The organism is Parageobacillus sp. G301 (assembly GCF_030268025.1).
In the GTDB taxonomy this organism is placed as follows: Bacteria; Bacillota; Bacilli; order Bacillales; family Anoxybacillaceae; genus Parageobacillus_B; species Parageobacillus_B toebii.
The window spans coordinates 230,264-247,106 of record NZ_BSDB01000001.1; the positions used below are offsets into that span (position 1 = coordinate 230,264).

Genomic DNA, 16,843 nt, shown 5'->3' on the forward strand with positions numbered 1-16,843 from the left:
TGTTTCAAACTGGGTAATCGATGGAATTTATCTCACTTTTTTTCTTTACGGCAGTATCCAATCAGCTTAGAATGGATGTTACAGATTGTGATATTGCTTATTATCTTCCTATATCAATAGTCTGAAACTACCTTTCAGGTGGTTTTTCATTTGTGCGAAAATCAAGAATTAACGATAACAGAGCAAAAATTTTTCTTGCATGTTTTAAGGAAAATTAGCCGATTTAAGAGTAGAGGATAGGATGATATAGGGATTGTATTTACTATCTGAAAAACTCATTTAAAATCGGCTAATTTTTTACAAAAACGTACAAAATACACACCTTTTAGTTCTCCTCTTCTGCAACTCCTCTTTACATCGTTTGTTTCCATCAAGTATCATTTCTATATTTTCATTTTTCAAAAAAATCATTTCCTTTTTGTTACAATTGCTGTATTATTTTATTGTAAAATGTTACTTTTGTAGGAGGTAATTTGAATGATTAGTAGGATTAAACCAATCATTTACGCTTTTGTGTTGGCATTAGGTTTTAGTTTTTTATCTCCATTAGTTGACAAGGCAGAGGCAAAAGTAATGTGGGGAAAAATTGAACTAAAACAGGGGATGATTGGCAGAGTTACGATACTGAAAGATACCGATTTATATCGTCTTACTAATAATAAACTTTACGTAGTACGTAAAGCTAAAAAAGGACAAGAGTTCGGGGTATACTCCTATAAAAAGGATTTTGGTGGTTTGTATGGTCTAGGTGGGGGAATTTATGTTAAAAAATCATCTTCTATAAAATATGAGACACCTTCAAAAGCGAAGTTAGAACAGTTGAAACTTGTGATTAATGAGGGATTTTATACAATCTATAATGAACTTCAGTCGTATAAGATTAGTATTCCAAAAAGTTGGAAGGGAAGATGTTTATCAACAAACTGCGATGGTGTTGAAATTATAACGCCTGTTAGTGGTGTTCGGGGTGAAATAACAGCATATAGATGGATGGAGGACTTCGGTACTTCACTGGATTCGGATTTGGGATTCAAAGGGAAAAATTTGAAATTGAACAACGGGAAAGTTGCACGTTTCCGTGAGTTTAGTAGTGGAGGAACAACCACAATGGAAATAGCTATGTATGCAGGAAATAAATATGCGGGAACAGTTTTCCATGTACGAATTTCAGCCCCAACTTATTATTACAATGTAAATAGGGATGTGTTTCTTTCTATCATGAAGAGTTTTAATGGTTGGTTTTAGTTTAGGTTCAGCGGCTCGTAATGAATTTATTGATATAGAAACAGACATGTTACCAAAGAGAATACAAATTGTTAGAAATACCTTGTATTTGTTGTATAGTGAAAAAAACAGTACATAAATAAATATGTCCATAGATTTTTTACGTTTCCCTGTCCTGTCTCAATAGGGCAGGGATTTTTTATTTGTTAGAGTTCTTTGGGAAAATAAAAGCCCTTCTCATTTAGGAAGGGCTTTCTCCGTTATTTCCATAAACCTTTTTTTGCTTTTCTTGCAGCTTGTTCTGCGACCAAAAATCTTTTCTGATATTTCACGTTTGGTTGGATTGTCATTACGTTAGCATATCCTTCTTTGACTAATGTTTCGTTGTACAATTCTTTTCCAATCCATACATAAGCTAATAATCTTCCGTACTTGTCTTTGATTTGTACATCAAACTCCAATGTGACTGTTTTGTTTGTCAGGCGTTTTTTTGTATAGTTAGATGCTTCTTTTCCATACTTCTCGACAGGTTTATTCGGATGAACTGTTTCTGGTGTATTTACCCCAATCATTCGAACTGTAGCCACAGCCTTATTGCTGAATTGTACCTCTACTGTATCCCCATCAATTACACGAATGACTTTTACTGTGTGTTTTGAGTTGATCTTAATTGCAGGTAATGCAACCTTCTTTGTAGTAGCTGGTTTAGCGGATGGTTTTGTTTGAGTTGATGGCGTCTTAGAAGATGGTTTACTATTACTAAATGTAAATCCTTCTAAAACAACTTTGTTTGCGTTCAATCCACGGGTACATGTAGAGTTACTGTTGTACTTTTTTATAAGTGCGATCAGTTCTTGCATATTTTTAGCTTTGCGTGCTATTGATGTAGGTTTGTGCAGGAAATAAGTACAATCAGATTTTCTGAAATGTCCCCCTAGTTCATCCAGTGCTCCGGGATGCGCAAAAGCTTGGTTTACTACCCCAAACAGCATTACTAACGATAATGCTATCGTTAGAATTTTTCTCATAGTTCATTTCCCTCCCTTTTCTTCTTGTATTTTTTAACAGCGACTATATTTTACTATCAGTGAAAATATTTTTCCATAATTATCTTCTTTTTTAGGACTTGATGGGAGGGAATTTTTTAATTTACCGGAAACGCAATATTATCGATATGTGTAATGCGAATAGGTGCTGGCTTATACCCATATACACGCATCAAATACTGATAAATCTTTTCATGTACTCTTCTTAAAACTTCCCCATATTCATGTTTATAAAGCGTAAATTCTTTCAACGGAACATTTTTCACTATATATGTCCAAGTTGTAATTCCATTAAGCCCATTGCAAATACGAAATTCCGCATATACTTTCTTGTTCAGTATTTCTCGATCTCGATAACTAATGTCAAACACCATTTCCTCAAATACATTGGATTCCACTTTTTCTTTAATTCGCACACCATTAATAACAATCAATTAACATTCCTCCTCTTCTTCAACCTCAACCAATTCCGCAAGATCATCCACTTGACATCCTAAAATTTTTGCCAAAATAAAAGCTTTCTCTAAAGTTGGGAAACTTACTCCTTTTTTCCAATTCCACAGTTGCTTTTGCTTCACATCTACATGCTTCCGTATGTAATCATTCCTTAATCCACTTTTTTCAATCAATTCTCCAATGTTACTTTTGAGTTTATATTTTTTCATCACACATCACCATTTAAAATAATTCCACTCGTCTCATTCTTTTCCTTCATGCAAAAATAATACAAGTTTATAATAAGTAAAAAAAATTCCATTGGACATGCAATTTAATTACTACCCCCTCATAAGTTTGAAACTAGATAAAAACACTTCAAGGAAAACAAGGCGGTGTTTTTATCCAGTTTGAAACTATAGGAGGGATTGTTTTGATTCTCGGAATTGATGCTGGAAACGAAAAAACGAAGGTGGTGACTGAAAAAGGAGTATTTCTTTTTGAATCTTCAATGGGAGAATATCGTGAACGCAAATTAATTCAACGTTTTGGAGAAGATGACATGATTTTCGAGTACGAGGGAAGAAAATGGTTTGCCGGAACAATAGCACAGTATGAATGCGAGTTTGGAGGAACAAGAAAAGGGGATTCAAAGGCTCATGAAGAAGCGAAACTTCGTATTCTCCTTGCTATTCATCGTTACTCAAATGATACAGTTAATGATATTGTTGTTGGTCAACCGATTTCAACTCATTCTGAACCAGAGAAAATCAAAATTAAAGATATGTTGAAAGGTACTCATTTTCTTAAAGTTGATTATGGAAATGGGTTTCTTGAAAAGAAAATTGTCATTCGTAATGTTGAGGTAGCAGCAGAAGGGAGTTCAGCCATTCTTTCGCATCCTCAGAAAAATCTCGTTCGAATTATTGACATTGGTAGTGGAACAGTGAATTTCGCAACTATCCTCAATATGCGCTATATTGACCGAGATTCCTTTACCGAGCGTTTCGGACTTGCAACAGTACGGACGAATGATTTAGAAGCAATTGCAAGAAGAATTGCGAATGTAGCTCTAGCGAAATGGAATGAACATGATTACGTATTACTTTGCGGTGGTGGAGCTAAACCTTTGTATCCGCATTTGAAGCAATATTTCACTAACTGCAATCTTCTTCTTCCTATTCACAACAATCAATATCATGAGCCGACTTTTGCAAATGCTATTGGATTTTATCGTATCGGGGAAATGTTGTATGGCTGAAAAAATTATGAAAACTAAAGGAGTCGCCTTTAACTTAGCCGATCCATATCAAAAGAAAATGTTTGAATATGCTTCGTCATTTCCGAATTTTTCAGCGTATGTAAAAAGGCTCATTCAAAGAGATATGGAAGGTGGTCAATCAATCATTTCAAGTATACCTGTTCAAAACGAAATAACGATAAACGAGGACATTGCAAAGGGATTTATCTAACTCTAGCAGCAACTAAAGTAATTTCTGCTTTTTAGCTTTAGCAGAAACATTAGTTATAACTAAAGTATACCTTACTAAAGTTTTCGTGTCCCAATCGTTGAGTTTATGCTGTTTTATCAAATCATTAAGAGAGAGTAAGGTGAAGTTGATGATTTTCAAAACAAAAAAGGAGACGTATTCCGTTCGTGAGTTCTTGGCAGGGCATCACAAAACGAAACTGTCTCCTAAAAAACATAATACACCGTTTTTCAGCTTCATGGGAATAGATATTTCGTCAAAAACGTTCATGCCGAACGGTTCTCCAGACGATGTTGCGCTTTTGTTAGTCGGTGGTGTTGGAATTGCATTGATTGGTGCAACAATGCTTGAACGTCATTTTGCTGCGAATGGTGACACATTGATTGCCGAATTAATCAGCACTACAACCAATTTACTTTTACCAGTCGGCACATTCATTTATTTCACTTACAAATTATTTACGACATTTTGAGGTGAAACAATGTTAAAGGAATGGTTTAAAAAACAGCAAATGAAATCGGTGCTTCGGAAATGCTTCAGGAGTGCTGAAATATATCAGATATATAGAAGTGGCGATAAGACGATTTACATTTATCCGAAAATCCATTCGGTTCAGTTTAAGAAAAATAAAACAATATTTACTTTCACGTTACGAAACGGTATGAATCCGAAAGAGATCATGAAGAAAGAGTATGTATTTCAACAAGTATTCGGCAAACAAATTGAAATTGATGGTGGTGTCAAGAAATTTACCTTGACGATTTATCACAATACATTTGATGATAAGGTGCTATATGATTACGATGCTTTTTATCCAACAATTAAAGGAATGAAATTACCGATTATTTGTGGCAAAGATAAGAATGGTCAATGGAGAGCATTTGATTTAACGAAAAATCCCCATATATTGATTGCTGGTGAAACAGGTTCAGGGAAATCAACGCAATTGCGGTCTATTCTCACTACACTAATTCAATACAAAAAACCGAATGAACTTGAGTTATACTTAGCCGATTGCAAAAAGAGTGAATTTCATATCTTCAAACAGATTAAGCATGTAAAATGCGTTTTAAGTAGTCCAAAGGATATACGGAAGATGTTGCAGCACATTAAGCAAGAATTAGATGAACGGAGTAATTTAACGGATATGTTTGGTGTTGCTCATATTGACGATTTACCCGAAGAGAATAAAAAACCTTATATCATTGTCTGCATAGATGAATTTGTGATGCTACGAAATGACCAAAAAATTATGGACATTCTTATTGAAATCGTAGCAATTGGGCGCACATTAGGTGTATTCGCTATTTTATCAATGCAAAGACCTACGGCCGATGTTCTCGATACGACTATTCGTGCAAATCTCACTGTCAGAATGGGTTTCCAAGTGGCCGATGCGACAAATGCAAGAGTGATAAATACAATTGGGGCTGATAAGTTAGAACAAGCAGGACGATTTATTTTACGGATTAAAAAGCAGGAGGAAATTCAGTCGCCTTTATTAGATATTGAAAAAGCGAAAAAAATACTTGAGCCATTCATGATTTCTAAAAAAGTGAAAGGAGTTAAAAAACAACAAGATGACCATAAGAATGAAATTGATAATACAAAACCTCATTTCCTACAACCTCAAGAAACTTCGTGGTTTGGAGTGGACGAAGATGAGGAAGCGTGATAAAGAGATTATTGCAGCGTTAGAGCGTTTTAAATGTCTCACTCGTGACCAAATAGCAACTCTTTTCTTCAGTCATTGCAAGAAACCTCACACTAATGCCAATTTTGTCCTCAAAAGACTTCGTAGAGATGGATATATTACCGCAAATACAGATAAATCATTTCATCAATACATTTACTTTCCCAATCCTTCAACAGTCAAGAAAAATTCGCAGAAAGTCGATCATTATTTATTGATTGCTCAAATATACATCGATATGATGAAATACGATGTAGTTAAGCAATATGAAATTGAGCCATCTATAGACGATTTTATTCCAGATGCTTTTACAAGGTGGAAGGGGAGTCGATGGTTTATTGAAGCACAAAATTCGCTTTATACTGCAAAACAGACAGAACAAAAGCTAAAGAAATATCTTGAATGGTATGAATCGGGAGAATGGAAGGGAAGTCGATTTGTTAATTCGAATAAGCCGATTTTTCCTCATGTGTTGATTGTAGGGAAGGTAAATAAGAAAGTCGATGTTAAGGAATATCCGTTTAGGATTGCTCAAGTGGAAAGTATAGATGAGTTCATGAAGCAGGTTGAACATGATGGGAATACAGCGCAAAAGCAAACACAACAAGCACAGAAAATTAAGTTAGAATCAACAAATGGGGTTTTGCAATATGATTTTTTTAAATAATTGACTCTGTTACATTTCAATGTTGATTTTTAGACCACAGAAATTTTATGTGGTCTTTTTTCTTTAAATATACTGCCATTAACAGTATTAATTGATTGTCAAATGCAGAAAGAAACTCCTGCTGATGATAATTTCGCATAAATCGCAATAAATTATTAATATTTTTAATTGACAAATAAGAATAGGGTGTTATACTGAAATCAAAACCAATTAATGTAATATGAATTATAGGGATAGGAGGAGATTTAGGGTGGCAAAAAGCTGCTTTCAAGTGAATATAGGTGCATTTGATCAATTTATTGAGGATGTAAAAAATGATCCTGAAAAAGCAAAAGTGACCTTCAAAACGACGACTGAATGGCAAGGAGGAGCAGTTTCCAAAACGACAGCACGGAATTTTGTACTACATACTGATGAGCCTACAAGCTTAGGCGGAACGGATTCAGCTGCAGATCCAGTCGAGTTGTTACTTGCTTCGATCGCTACTTGTTTTTCAATAGGCTTTGTTACCCATGCCGCAAAAAGAGGGATTGATTTTAGTGATTTGATAATCGAAACAGAAGGTGACCTTGACTTAAGAGGGTACTTTGGTTTAGATCGATCAGTAAGACCTGGCTACACAAATATTCGTTATAAGGTAAAAGTAAAATCTGATGCATCGATCGAACAATTAGAAGAACTACGTCAACTAGCACATGAACTGTCACCAATGATTGAAACGGTTACGAACGGTGTTGGTATAACTGGTTCCGTTGAAAAAATATAAATAAAACACGAGTAGTCCCCTTCTGACAGAAGAAGGGGATTATATTTTGTTTAACGTTTTTACGCCTTCACGTTAGCTTTTTCACGTATTTTAAGAATTCTAAAGTCCTCCAGTGCTTTCCAAACCTATTGTGTTATTATTGATTACTGTTAGCCCAACAAATAAAGGACACATTCAGTGCCCTTACTAAAGCTGTCAGCCACTTTCAATACAAGTAGCATCAGAACTTTCGATTAATTTATTTAGGTCAGAGATAATCGAATCGTGTTGATTGTCTTGAAGATGCTCTTTTAGTGCTTTATCGGAATCAGTAGGGATTACAATTAAGACCACTCAATTTTATTTCGAGTGGTCTTTTTCTTTCACATGAGTTATCACATCTGATATTTCGCAATCAAGCACTGTACAAATATCATCTAAAATCTTCATCGACACATACTCATCTTTCGAGATTTTCGCAAATGTAGCAGATGAAGCTCCGATGAGTCTTTGTAATTCAGTTTTTGTCATTCCTTTTTTATGCAATGTAGCCATCAATGGAGCATATGAAAACATATATCATCAACCTTCCTTGTTTCTTCCTCAATACATAATATGAACATTTTCTTTAGATAAGTATAGCAAATCTTTAAGAAATTGAAAATTTGTTATTGACAGCAACTTTTACCATACTGTATCATATCTTTAGAAAGTTAAACATTAAATTTTAAAAATAAAAGGTGGTGGAATCATGATTATCAAAGCAAGTGAATGGCTACAAATGTCTGATCGGCAAAAAATTTACTTGCTTGCAGGAATTTTTTTCGTACAACAACAGCAGAAGAAAAAGGAAATATAGAAATTTTTGTCGAATTTATATGACAAATGGCATAGGTCGCAGAATAATTGGAATGATGACAGGTAAGTTACTGAGAAAATTATTCAAATAAAAATGGGGGAGAGGATAGTATGAAAAAATTCAAAGTTTATGGACAAGCAACTGTATGGATGGTTAAGGAAGTTGAAGCGGAAAACGAACAAGAAGCGATGATGAAGATAGATAGCATGGTTGGCAATCTAGTTGCCGATGTTGATCGTATGAACATTAAAACAGTTGACGGGGAAGAGCATGAAGTGGAAGTAGACAATTTTGAAATCAAGTGGGAAGAAGCTGTGGATGAAAACGTACCTATTTAAGGTGCGTTTTTTAAAAGATATTCTTGATAAAACCAAAACTTAGATGATAGAATGAAGAAAAAATGACATGAAAGAAGGCTATTTATCAACAATTTTAAGTGGTTATATCGCTAAATGTTACCAATATGAGCCGTGGCATCTTCGGTATGTCGGCACAAAAGCAGCAAAAGTGATGTTTGAAAGACAAATTACGTTAGAAGAGTATTTTAAAATCGTAAGGAAAATGTAAGGAGAAAACGGCCTGCAACCATCGGCAGGCCGTTTTTTTTACGTTTTTTTACGTTCTGTTGCATCATACGCAGTAATGGTTTGCCTTTACTCAAAAAAGTTACACAAGTAAGAAAAAGTTTGTCCACATCTATACTTCTTCCAAAAGCCAACTTTGTTGCTATAGACTTACATGTTTTTATATTGGTACACTTATAAATGCAGAAAGGACACAGCTAGGTTGGTGAAATGTGTGGAAGCAAAAGAGAAAGCAGAATTAGGGGCTTGGGTCAGTATCGTTAGCTACATAATATTAGCGATAAGCAAACTCATCGTCGGCTCTATTGCACATTCTGACGGTGTCAAAGCGGACGGATGGAATAATTTTAGCGATATTCTTGCTTCTGTCGCGATTTTAATTGGGATTAAAATTGCGAAAAAGCCGCGTGACCGCAACCATCCGTATGGACATTCACGCGCGGAAAACATCTCATCATTAATTGCCGCGTTCATGATGATGTCCATCGGCATCGATGTGATCATTGAAGGAATTTCTTCCGCTTTTCGACCGGGAAAAGAAGGTGCTCCTGAGCCTTTCGCCGCATTTGTCGCTGTTGCATCTGCGCTTGTGATGATAGCCGTATATTATTTTAATGCACAGTTAGCGAAACGAACGAATAGTCAAGCGCTTGCTGCGGCCGCAAAAGACCATCTGTCCGATGCGCTTGTAAGCATTGGGACGGTCGTTGGAATTATTGGAGCGCAAGCTCGTCTATTGTGGCTTGATCCGCTTGTGGCTGCACTGATTGGAGGAATGATTTGTAAAACCGCTTGGGAAGTATTTATGGAAACGTCCCATGCGTTAACCGATGGGTTTGACGAACATATGTTGACGACATACAAACAGGAAATCGAAGCCATTGATGGGGTAAAGAACGTTTCCGATATAAAAGCAAGAATGTTAGGCAGTTATGTCGTCCTTGATGTAACAATACATGTTGATCCACATTTAACGGTGGTAAAAAGCCACGAAATTGCCGATGAAGTGGAACGCCTGATGAAAAAACGCCATAATATTGAAGCGACGCACGTCCATATCGAACCGGAAAGAACTCCTTAATCTGGGCATTTGCCCGGCCGTTATGATAGGCGGATGCATATAATGACGGTGAATCGTCAAAGAAGGCGTCCGCTATAAGCGGTGTTTACTCTTAAATGATGGTTGTTTGTGCTTGTCTTGGCCGTTATTTAGCGAAAAAGGAGGAGATTATGATGTGGTATTATGATGGATATGCACCGCATTACTATGGTTACGGTTATGGAGGCCGCTTTGGTTACAGCTTTTCATTTACTTTAATAGTTGTCTTATTTATTTTGCTGATTATTGTGTTAGCGGCAGTAAGATAAAGACGCCTGTTTACAGCAGGCGTTTTTTCTTGGAAAAAAACAGAAAACGAATTATAATAAATCAGTAAAATGAAAGCAATAAAATAAAAAGGGGATAGAGCATTGAGTCAAGCAAATGAAGAGAAAATCGGAATATGGTATACGGCGCTTTCTTATTTGTTGTGGGGAATTTTACCGCTCTATTGGAAGCTTTTGGAGTCTCGTCCTGCGATGGAAATTTTAGCACACCGCATTATTTGGTCGTTTTTCTTTATGGTTGTGCTGCTTATTGTAACGAGGCAAATAGCATCGTGGCGAAAACAGGTTTCGATGATGATGAAAAAGCCAAAATTAGCAGGAGGAATAATCGCAGCGGCTATACTAATCAGCGTGAATTGGTTTGTATACATATGGGCGGTTACCCATGGGCATGTGGTGGAAACAAGCTTAGGTTATTATATTAATCCGCTCGTCAGTGTTGTATTAGGAATGGTGGTGCTAAAAGAACGGCTTAATTTATGGCAATGGATTTCCTTTATTCTTGCGAGTGCCGGAGTTTGTATCATGACTTTTCAATACGGTGCATTTCCATGGGTTGCGTTATCACTTGCATTTTCTTTCGGGATTTATGGGCTGGTGAAAAAACTCGCAAGCGTTGATTCTGCGATCGGTTTAACAGTGGAAACGATGGTTGTCGCGCCGGTTTCTTTCATCTATTTGTTTATTTTGTATGATCATTCTTCACTTTTATCAACGCTCACTATTTGGCAGGCATTATTATTGATTGGCGCTGGCCCGGCAACTGCGGTTCCGCTCTTATATTTCGCAAAAGGGGCAAGACGGATTTCGCTTACCATGCTCGGATTTCTACAATATATCGCTCCGACGTTAACGTTATTGTTTGGCGTATTTTTGTTTCACGAAGCGTTTACGAAAGCGCACGTATATGCGTTTAGCTGTATTTGGGCGGCGCTTGTCATTTTTTCCTTCTCCAAAACAAAATGGATGCAAGGATGGCATGATAAAATTATTAATCGAAACTCATATGGCATATAGAAAACGGATCGATGATATCGGTCCGTTTTTTATTTTGCATTGTGTTGAACACCCATTTTTATAAAAATATCTAACCATTTGTCATCGAAATGAATAGTCTACTAGTACAAAAGTGAAGGAGGTGCTCATGATGGGTGCAGGTTACGGTGGAGGATTTGCGTTAATCGTCGTATTGTTCATCTTGTTGATTATTGTTGGATGCGCATGTATTGGTGGTTGGTGGTGCTAACCACTCATTAAATTAACATAAGGAGGTGCATACTATGTCATTTGGTTATGGTTTTGGCGGCTGGGGAGGCTGCGGCTGCGGCTTCGGCCATGGCTTTGGCTATGGCGGTTTCGGTCATGGCCGTAGTTTCGTGCTAATCGTTGTGTTGTTCATCTTGCTTATTATTGTCGGATCAGCATGGTTCTAATTGCCGGCTAGATAACGCACGACAATCAGGAAGAAGCCGATCAACGGCTTCTTCCTCATTCATTTTTGCGAAAGACTCTTCGAGATCACCAATATTTAGCGGTAGAGAATGACGCCGTCTGTGATGATCATGGAAGAACGTGAACAAAAACATTAAGTGAAAAAGAGGCTGAATGCAACCTCCATTATTATGCGCCTTTCACAATATAACGATGGAGAATATAGGTTTTTTCACCCGCTTTCATTATGATGAACATGCTTGTAGCGGCGCTGGACATAGAGAAGGCGGAAAAAGAGGAATATCGCCCCAGAAGCTAATCCCGCAATCAGCCCAATCCAATATCCAAACGCTTCGAAAGAAGTGAAATTGGCAAGCGTATAACCAAAAGGAAGCCCAATGCACCAATACGAAACGAAAGCGGCCCAAAATGTAGCGTTAACGTCTTTATATCCTCTAAGTGCGCCTTGAATCGGAGCAGCTACGGCATCCGAAAATTGAAAGAAAATCGCATATAGTAAAAATTGCTCTGTCAAAAATAGCACATCTTGTTCGTTCGTATAAATCTTGGCAATATCCCCGCGGAAAAAATAAAGCAAAAGCGAAGTAACAACCGCTGTTGACACTGCCATTCCAATGCCGATAAAGCTATATTGTTTTGCATCTTGATAACGATTCGCCCCAACTTCAAAACCAACGGCGATTGTCAATGCAGTAGAGATGCTTAATGGGATCATATAAAGAAACGATGCGAAATTCATCGCACTTTGATGAGCGGCGATCGTCGTTGTATGAAACTCGCTCATCAACAATGTGACAGCGGCGAAAATGCTCGTTTCAAAAAAAATCGCAAAACCGATCGGAAGCCCGATTTTTAATAGTTCTTTCCACGTAGCAAAAGAAATACGATAAAAACGCTTGAAGAGGTTAAAGCGCTCAAATCGCTGAAACCGGCGGACGATGATGACCGCTATTAAAAACGAATACCAATATGTGATCGTCGTTGCATAACCAGAGCCGACACCGCCGAGCTTCGGAAAGCCAAATTTTCCATAAATGAGTAAGTAGTTAAACAAAATGTTAATAGGAAGTGCCGTTAATGTGATAAACATCGTAATTTTCGTCTGGCCAAGCGCATCAATAAAACAGCGCAGTACGTAATAAAGAAATAACGGGATTATACCAAATGAAAGGGCGATTAAATAATCATAAGCGACCTGTTGTACTCCTGCTTCTAAATTCATGTGATTCAAAATCGGATTTAAGACGGCGGCACCGCCAACGATGATGGCTAGGCCGATCACAATCGCTAAATACATCGCTTGGATCACCGCATGAGGAATTTGCTCGTACCGTTTTGCTCCGAAATGTTGAGCGACAATTGGCGTCAGAGCGAGTAAAATGCCGCTCATTCCTGTAAAAATCGGAACCCACAAACTTGATCCAATCGCGACTCCAGCTAAATCACCCGAACTGGCATGTCCTGACATCGTAACGTCAGCAAAGTTCATCGCATATTGACCAACTTGAGTAATAAACACGGGTAAAAAAATATGAAGCAGCTGTATGATTTTCTCTTTGTGTGTCATCGTTTGCTGCATCAAAACCGCCTCTTTTCCAATAAAGTTGCACTATCCATATAGATTACGAAAAAAATCAGAAAGAAACAATCATTTTGTTTTTAATAACGATTATATTATTTAGTCACACATTGTTCTAAATGCAAAATCGGAAAAGGATCACATTAAAGATATACGGGAAAGAAGCTGTCCTTATAAGCTAGGACAGCTTCTAGTTTCAGCAGTTTTCCAATGGCAGTTCGATAAGAAAACAAGTCCCATTATCTCCGCTTTCGACTTTCATCGTTCCTTTATGCAGCTCGATGATTTTGCGCGATAGAGGCAGCCCCAGTCCAGTTCCAGTTTCTTTCGTAGAGAAAAATGGATCAAAAATATGGTCAATAATCGTTGGGGGAATCCCAGGTCCGTCGTCGCAAAATCGAATTTGGACAATATTGTTGTATAATTTCGTCGAAATAGTGACATTCATTGTCTTTTTCACTTTTGCTTCGACCGCATTGCGAAATAAATTTAAAAACACTTGTAATAACTGGCTTTTATCGCCTTTTATCACACGAGTGTCAAGACGTTCGTCTAAATCAAAATGAATATTTACATTATGTAACAAAGCCTCGCTCTGTAGCAACATTCCTAAATCTTCTTGAATAAAACGATGAACAATCATTTTTTCCATTTTAATATTCGCTGGTTTGGCGATGTTTAAAAAGTCGGTAATGATGCTGTTGGCGCGGTCAAGTTCAGGAATGAGAAGACGATCAATAAGAGAAACAATTTGATCTGGAAGTTCGCCTTTTAAAAATTGTAAATATCCACGAACAGTAGTAAGCGGATTGCGAATTTCATGGGCAATTCCCGCAGCGATACGACCAGCCACCGCCAGTTTTTCCGTTTCTTTCATCATGGTTAATGATTGAAATGTGCTAATCACTCGTTTGATGGAACCATCATTGTTATAAAGGAAACGTGTATTAATAATTCCATAAAAACGGTCGAATACTTCGCGATTATAAATCGGCTCCTTTTTTTTTATGGATTGCAGCGTTACGATTAGTTCATCGGGCAGCTGCAATAGTTCACGAATATGCTTTCCGATGATGGAATCACGATCTACTCCGGTATCAATTGCCGTTTGCAAGTTACAAAGTGTAATGATGCCGTTTCCATCAACAAATACGATATGATGGGGAACAAGGTCGAAAATCGGTGTTAAAAACTTTTCAACCTTCTCAAATAAAACGTCATGATTTAGATCAATATCCAATTGTAGATCAGTGTCTTTTTTGGAAGAAGCGGGAATGGACTGAATCGTTGGTGAAATGTTTCCGCGCTTCTTTTCTAATTTCATTCCTTCTTTATAATCCGTGTAGGTGAATGAAAAGGGAATTTGTTTTATTAAATTTTGATAAAACCGCGTTTCTTGTTCCAATTGTTTTACACGTTGTTTTAACTTTTCATAAGATAAGTCCATACTTCCAGTACCCCTTGAGAAAACGTTCATTAGTTATTGTACAAAAAGGTGTTCGTTTTGACTAGCAGTGATGTAATGAGCCGTATAGCCTCTTTGTATTTGCGGCGATTGTGTTTGCTGTCGCTTTGATGTCTTGATGATAAAAGGAAGCGACCGCCTTAAGCGAATGATGTAACAGCAATGGAGATGTGGGAACATCGGCAAATGGCCCGTCAAATGGCCATGGTCCGTCCGTCTCTAAAAGCAATTGTTTGATTGGCACACGAGACAAAAGTTTTTGGTCCCGCGTGCGATAACAAACTTCAGGAGTGATTGAAATAAAGTAGCCGCATGCTACAATTCTTTCAATGATCGCCGGCTCCGCTTTCAACCAGTGAAAGTGAGCCTTTTTTATCTTATTTTTCTGCAATATATGTAAAGCAGTTGAAGCTTTGTCGTAAACAGCGTGTATTGCTAGCGGTAATGAGGCCGCAGCAGCAGTACGAACGATTTGTTCAAAGAAATCGCGATAATCAGAAAATCGTAAAACAGCTTCAGCAGAATAATAAGGAAGACCGACTTCTCCAATAGCAGAAAGATGTGGGCGTTCGATCTGAAGAAGACGAAGCCATTCTTCCCATTCTAATGATGATGGAAGAGGCTGTTCGGGATGAAACCCAATCGCCGCATAAATGAAATCAGGAAATTTTTGTTTTAGTTCGAGCGTCCGATAGCTGGAACGAAGATCGGTCGAAACGGCCACTACCGCGGCAATTCCTGCTTCTTGCCATTTTTTTATCTCTTCTTCGATATCGCTATATTGATCTAAATGAAGGTGGGCATCAATCACTAGCAATCACCTTTGTTATTTCCGTTTCTAATAAGCGAATAAATGTGTGCATGTCATGGAGCGAAGAAAATGTTGCTTGTGCTTGACGATCATTTCCCCCTCCTTTTCCGTTCACTGCTTCTAGCCTTTGCTTCAACCATTGACCAGCGTGAAGCGAAAGGGAAGGAGCTTTGGCGATGACGATGCGATGCTCCAACAAAGTCGCTAAAACGGCTGTTTTATGGTAGCGATTTGCAATTTTATTGGCAATTGCTTGCAAATCTTTTAACGTATATTTCTCATAGATGCGAATGATCACCTTTTCTGCTTGCTGTGCCGCTTGCTCTGCTTCGATATCGTACATCACTTCTTTACATTGCTGCAACTGTTTTTGTAGTTCTTTCTTTTCGGCCTCCCATTTTGCAAGCACGTCTAACAACATATCCCGGTTTGTTCCAAATTGTTGGGAAACGGTAGTAAGAATACGATGGGAAATGCGATAATCGCCAAGAGCGCGTTTGCCGCAAACAAATGACAGGCGCGTCATTCCGCGATGACGTTCTGTTTTCAGCAGCTTAATGATCCCGATTTCTCCTGTACGTGACACATGAGTTCCGCAGCAGGCTGAGACATCGACTCCTTTGATTTCGACGACGCGAATATTCCCTTCGATATCGGGAAGCTTCCGAAACGGAATTGTGCGTGCTTCTTCTTTTGTCACATAGTACGTTTCTACAGGAATATTGGCGTAAATAAGTTCGTTGGCGCGATTTTCAATGGCGGTGAGCGCTTGCTCGGATAAAGAAGGAACGTTTAAATCAATCGTTACTACATCAGTGCCCATATGAAAACCGACCGTATGGGCGTCAAAAAGATCTATGCAAACAGCGGATAATAAATGTTGCCCGCTATGTTGTTGGGTATGGTCGAGACGGCGAGCCGCATCGATTTGACAATGAACGGTGGATGTTTTAGGCAAGGAAGGGAGGCGATGATACACTTCCTCGTTTTCTTCAAATACTTCTAATACACGCATTCCTTCAATCGTTCCGCAATCGGAAGGTTGTCCGCCGCCTTCCGGATAAAATGCCGTTTCTGCTAATGTGACAATATATGTATCTCCATCTTCACGAGCACTTGTGATTGTCGTTGTCCATTCGCTTGTCGCTGGAGAAGTGTAATATAATTTCACGGTCATCGTTCTTCGTCCTTTCCAAGATTGTCTGCTTTTATCTTACCAATTTTTATTGTGGCTGCCTACTTTTATATAGTTTTTAGCATGCATAAAATGTTGTCCTGAAAGAGATGAAAAAATATTTCACAATCGAAATAGTAGGATAAAAGTTCATGAACAAACGAAGGATGGGCTGTTGATTATTTAGCTAAAGAAATAATTATTTATGTTATTAAACTATGTTCTAAATAATC

The 16,843-nt window shown here is 37.8% G+C and carries 21 protein-coding genes and 1 pseudogene; 14 read left to right on the forward strand and 8 right to left on the reverse strand.

The window, feature by feature from the left end; translation table 11 throughout:
- The first annotated feature begins 477 nt into the window (after positions 1–477).
- Positions 478–1,245, forward strand: coding sequence for a hypothetical protein (locus QSJ37_RS01240; RefSeq protein ID WP_285752953.1), 768 nt, complete (start codon positions 478–480; stop codon positions 1,243–1,245).
- Between the two features lie 239 nt (positions 1,246–1,484).
- Here QSJ37_RS01240 and QSJ37_RS01245 read toward each other — a convergent pair whose 3' ends face one another.
- From QSJ37_RS01245 to QSJ37_RS01255, 3 genes are all read right to left on the reverse strand, one after another.
- The gene (locus QSJ37_RS01245; protein ID WP_285752956.1) at positions 1,485–2,252 is read right to left on the reverse strand and encodes a thermonuclease family protein; all 768 of its coding nucleotides are present in this window, start codon (positions 2,250–2,252) and stop codon (positions 1,485–1,487) included.
- A gap of 116 nt (positions 2,253–2,368) precedes the next feature.
- Positions 2,369–2,704 carry a hypothetical protein gene (locus QSJ37_RS01250; RefSeq protein ID WP_285752958.1) on the reverse strand — a complete coding sequence of 112 codons (336 nt, stop codon included), beginning with the start codon at positions 2,702–2,704 and terminating at the stop codon, positions 2,369–2,371.
- Positions 2,705–2,935, reverse strand: coding sequence for a helix-turn-helix transcriptional regulator (locus QSJ37_RS01255; RefSeq protein WP_285752960.1), 231 nt, complete (start codon positions 2,933–2,935; stop codon positions 2,705–2,707).
- A 203-nt stretch (positions 2,936–3,138) separates the two neighbouring features.
- Here QSJ37_RS01255 and QSJ37_RS01260 point away from each other — a divergent pair, with 203 nt between their 5' ends.
- The 6 genes from QSJ37_RS01260 (at position 3,139) to QSJ37_RS01285 (ending at position 7,321) form a co-directional block, all read left to right on the forward strand.
- Positions 3,139–3,966 (forward strand): ParM/StbA family protein, encoded by an 828-nt coding sequence (locus tag QSJ37_RS01260; RefSeq protein ID WP_285752962.1) that lies wholly within the window; start codon positions 3,139–3,141, stop codon positions 3,964–3,966.
- The gene (locus QSJ37_RS01265; RefSeq protein WP_285752964.1) at positions 3,959–4,177 is read left to right on the forward strand and encodes a hypothetical protein; all 219 of its coding nucleotides are present in this window, start codon (positions 3,959–3,961) and stop codon (positions 4,175–4,177) included. The genes QSJ37_RS01260 and QSJ37_RS01265 overlap by 8 nt, the downstream gene beginning before the upstream one ends.
- A 148-nt stretch (positions 4,178–4,325) precedes the next feature.
- Positions 4,326–4,667 carry a hypothetical protein gene (locus QSJ37_RS01270; protein ID WP_285752966.1) on the forward strand — a complete coding sequence of 114 codons (342 nt, stop codon included), beginning with the start codon at positions 4,326–4,328 and terminating at the stop codon, positions 4,665–4,667.
- A gap of 9 nt (positions 4,668–4,676) precedes the next feature.
- The gene (locus QSJ37_RS01275; protein ID WP_285752968.1) at positions 4,677–5,870 is read left to right on the forward strand and encodes an FtsK/SpoIIIE domain-containing protein; all 1,194 of its coding nucleotides are present in this window, start codon (positions 4,677–4,679) and stop codon (positions 5,868–5,870) included.
- Positions 5,857–6,555: a replication-relaxation family protein gene (locus tag QSJ37_RS01280; protein ID WP_285752970.1), complete on the forward strand. Its 699-nt coding sequence runs from the start codon at positions 5,857–5,859 to the stop codon at positions 6,553–6,555. Before QSJ37_RS01275 ends, QSJ37_RS01280 begins: the two co-directional genes overlap by 14 nt.
- A gap of 250 nt (positions 6,556–6,805) precedes the next feature.
- A complete protein-coding gene (locus tag QSJ37_RS01285; protein WP_285752972.1) occupies positions 6,806–7,321 on the forward strand; it encodes an OsmC family protein in 516 nt (171 codons plus the stop codon).
- A 339-nt stretch (positions 7,322–7,660) separates the two neighbouring features.
- Here the strand turns inward: QSJ37_RS01285 and QSJ37_RS01290 are convergent, their stop codons facing one another.
- Entirely contained in the window at positions 7,661–7,876 is a 216-nt protein-coding gene (locus tag QSJ37_RS01290) for a helix-turn-helix domain-containing protein (RefSeq protein WP_062898767.1), read from the reverse strand.
- A 393-nt stretch (positions 7,877–8,269) separates the two neighbouring features.
- Here QSJ37_RS01290 and QSJ37_RS01295 point away from each other — a divergent pair, with 393 nt between their 5' ends.
- The 7 genes and pseudogenes from QSJ37_RS01295 (at position 8,270) to QSJ37_RS01325 (ending at position 11,562) form a co-directional block, all read left to right on the forward strand.
- Positions 8,270–8,497 (forward strand): hypothetical protein, encoded by a 228-nt coding sequence (locus tag QSJ37_RS01295; RefSeq protein ID WP_285752977.1) that lies wholly within the window; start codon positions 8,270–8,272, stop codon positions 8,495–8,497.
- Between the two features lie 118 nt (positions 8,498–8,615).
- Positions 8,616–8,726, forward strand: a pseudogene (locus QSJ37_RS01300) (D-alanyl-D-alanine carboxypeptidase family protein); the annotation flags it as partial.
- Between the two features lie 219 nt (positions 8,727–8,945).
- The gene (locus QSJ37_RS01305) at positions 8,946–9,824 is read left to right on the forward strand and encodes a cation diffusion facilitator family transporter (RefSeq protein ID WP_285752979.1); all 879 of its coding nucleotides are present in this window, start codon (positions 8,946–8,948) and stop codon (positions 9,822–9,824) included.
- A gap of 152 nt (positions 9,825–9,976) precedes the next feature.
- Complete coding sequence (yjcZ, locus tag QSJ37_RS01310; RefSeq protein WP_121910054.1) at positions 9,977–10,111, forward strand: sporulation protein YjcZ; 135 nt, start codon at positions 9,977–9,979, stop codon at positions 10,109–10,111.
- 102 nt (positions 10,112–10,213) lie between these two features.
- Complete coding sequence (rarD, locus tag QSJ37_RS01315) at positions 10,214–11,146, forward strand: EamA family transporter RarD (RefSeq protein ID WP_285752981.1); 933 nt, start codon at positions 10,214–10,216, stop codon at positions 11,144–11,146.
- A gap of 130 nt (positions 11,147–11,276) precedes the next feature.
- The gene (locus QSJ37_RS01320; RefSeq protein WP_285754716.1) at positions 11,277–11,375 is read left to right on the forward strand and encodes a YjcZ family sporulation protein; all 99 of its coding nucleotides are present in this window, start codon (positions 11,277–11,279) and stop codon (positions 11,373–11,375) included.
- A 34-nt stretch (positions 11,376–11,409) separates the two neighbouring features.
- Positions 11,410–11,562: a YjcZ family sporulation protein gene (locus QSJ37_RS01325; RefSeq protein WP_015864032.1), complete on the forward strand. Its 153-nt coding sequence runs from the start codon at positions 11,410–11,412 to the stop codon at positions 11,560–11,562.
- 230 nt (positions 11,563–11,792) lie between these two features.
- Here QSJ37_RS01325 and QSJ37_RS01330 read toward each other — a convergent pair whose 3' ends face one another.
- The 4 genes from QSJ37_RS01330 to QSJ37_RS01345 all read right to left on the reverse strand — a co-directional run bounded on the left by QSJ37_RS01330 (position 11,793) and on the right by QSJ37_RS01345 (position 16,613).
- Positions 11,793–13,160 carry an MATE family efflux transporter gene (locus tag QSJ37_RS01330; RefSeq protein ID WP_285752986.1) on the reverse strand — a complete coding sequence of 456 codons (1,368 nt, stop codon included), beginning with the start codon at positions 13,158–13,160 and terminating at the stop codon, positions 11,793–11,795.
- A 196-nt stretch (positions 13,161–13,356) separates the two neighbouring features.
- Entirely contained in the window at positions 13,357–14,607 is a 1,251-nt protein-coding gene (locus tag QSJ37_RS01335) for a two-component system sensor histidine kinase NtrB (RefSeq protein ID WP_285752988.1), read from the reverse strand.
- Between the two features lie 61 nt (positions 14,608–14,668).
- Positions 14,669–15,436 (reverse strand): TatD family hydrolase, encoded by a 768-nt coding sequence (locus QSJ37_RS01340; protein WP_285752990.1) that lies wholly within the window; start codon positions 15,434–15,436, stop codon positions 14,669–14,671.
- Entirely contained in the window at positions 15,429–16,613 is a 1,185-nt protein-coding gene (locus tag QSJ37_RS01345) for an alanyl-tRNA editing protein (protein WP_285752993.1), read from the reverse strand. The genes QSJ37_RS01340 and QSJ37_RS01345 overlap by 8 nt, the downstream gene beginning before the upstream one ends.
- Positions 16,614–16,843: the final 230 nt, after the last annotated feature.

What these genes read in the sequence shown, in the direction of transcription:
- QSJ37_RS01270 (WP_285752966.1), top strand. Translation starts at nt 4,326, where the DNA reads ATGATTTTCAAAACAAAAAAGGAGACGTATTCCGTTCGTGAGTTCTTG.
- QSJ37_RS01320 (WP_285754716.1), top strand. Translation starts at nt 11,277, where the DNA reads ATGGGTGCAGGTTACGGTGGAGGATTTGCGTTAATCGTCGTATTGTTC.
- QSJ37_RS01330 (WP_285752986.1), bottom strand. Translation starts at nt 13,160, where the DNA reads ATGCAGCAAACGATGACACACAAAGAGAAAATCATACAGCTGCTTCAT.
- QSJ37_RS01255 (WP_285752960.1), bottom strand. Translation starts at nt 2,935, where the DNA reads ATGAAAAAATATAAACTCAAAAGTAACATTGGAGAATTGATTGAAAAA.
- QSJ37_RS01345 (WP_285752993.1), bottom strand. Translation starts at nt 16,613, where the DNA reads ATGACCGTGAAATTATATTACACTTCTCCAGCGACAAGCGAATGGACA.
- QSJ37_RS01240 (WP_285752953.1), top strand. Translation starts at nt 478, where the DNA reads ATGATTAGTAGGATTAAACCAATCATTTACGCTTTTGTGTTGGCATTA.
- QSJ37_RS01265 (WP_285752964.1), top strand. Translation starts at nt 3,959, where the DNA reads ATGGCTGAAAAAATTATGAAAACTAAAGGAGTCGCCTTTAACTTAGCC.
- QSJ37_RS01280 (WP_285752970.1), top strand. Translation starts at nt 5,857, where the DNA reads ATGAGGAAGCGTGATAAAGAGATTATTGCAGCGTTAGAGCGTTTTAAA.
- QSJ37_RS01325 (WP_015864032.1), top strand. Translation starts at nt 11,410, where the DNA reads ATGTCATTTGGTTATGGTTTTGGCGGCTGGGGAGGCTGCGGCTGCGGC.
- yjcZ (WP_121910054.1), top strand. Translation starts at nt 9,977, where the DNA reads ATGTGGTATTATGATGGATATGCACCGCATTACTATGGTTACGGTTAT.
- QSJ37_RS01335 (WP_285752988.1), bottom strand. Translation starts at nt 14,607, where the DNA reads ATGGACTTATCTTATGAAAAGTTAAAACAACGTGTAAAACAATTGGAA.
- QSJ37_RS01290 (WP_062898767.1), bottom strand. Translation starts at nt 7,876, where the DNA reads ATGTTTTCATATGCTCCATTGATGGCTACATTGCATAAAAAAGGAATG.
- QSJ37_RS01275 (WP_285752968.1), top strand. Translation starts at nt 4,677, where the DNA reads ATGTTAAAGGAATGGTTTAAAAAACAGCAAATGAAATCGGTGCTTCGG.
- QSJ37_RS01245 (WP_285752956.1), bottom strand. Translation starts at nt 2,252, where the DNA reads ATGAGAAAAATTCTAACGATAGCATTATCGTTAGTAATGCTGTTTGGG.
- QSJ37_RS01295 (WP_285752977.1), top strand. Translation starts at nt 8,270, where the DNA reads ATGAAAAAATTCAAAGTTTATGGACAAGCAACTGTATGGATGGTTAAG.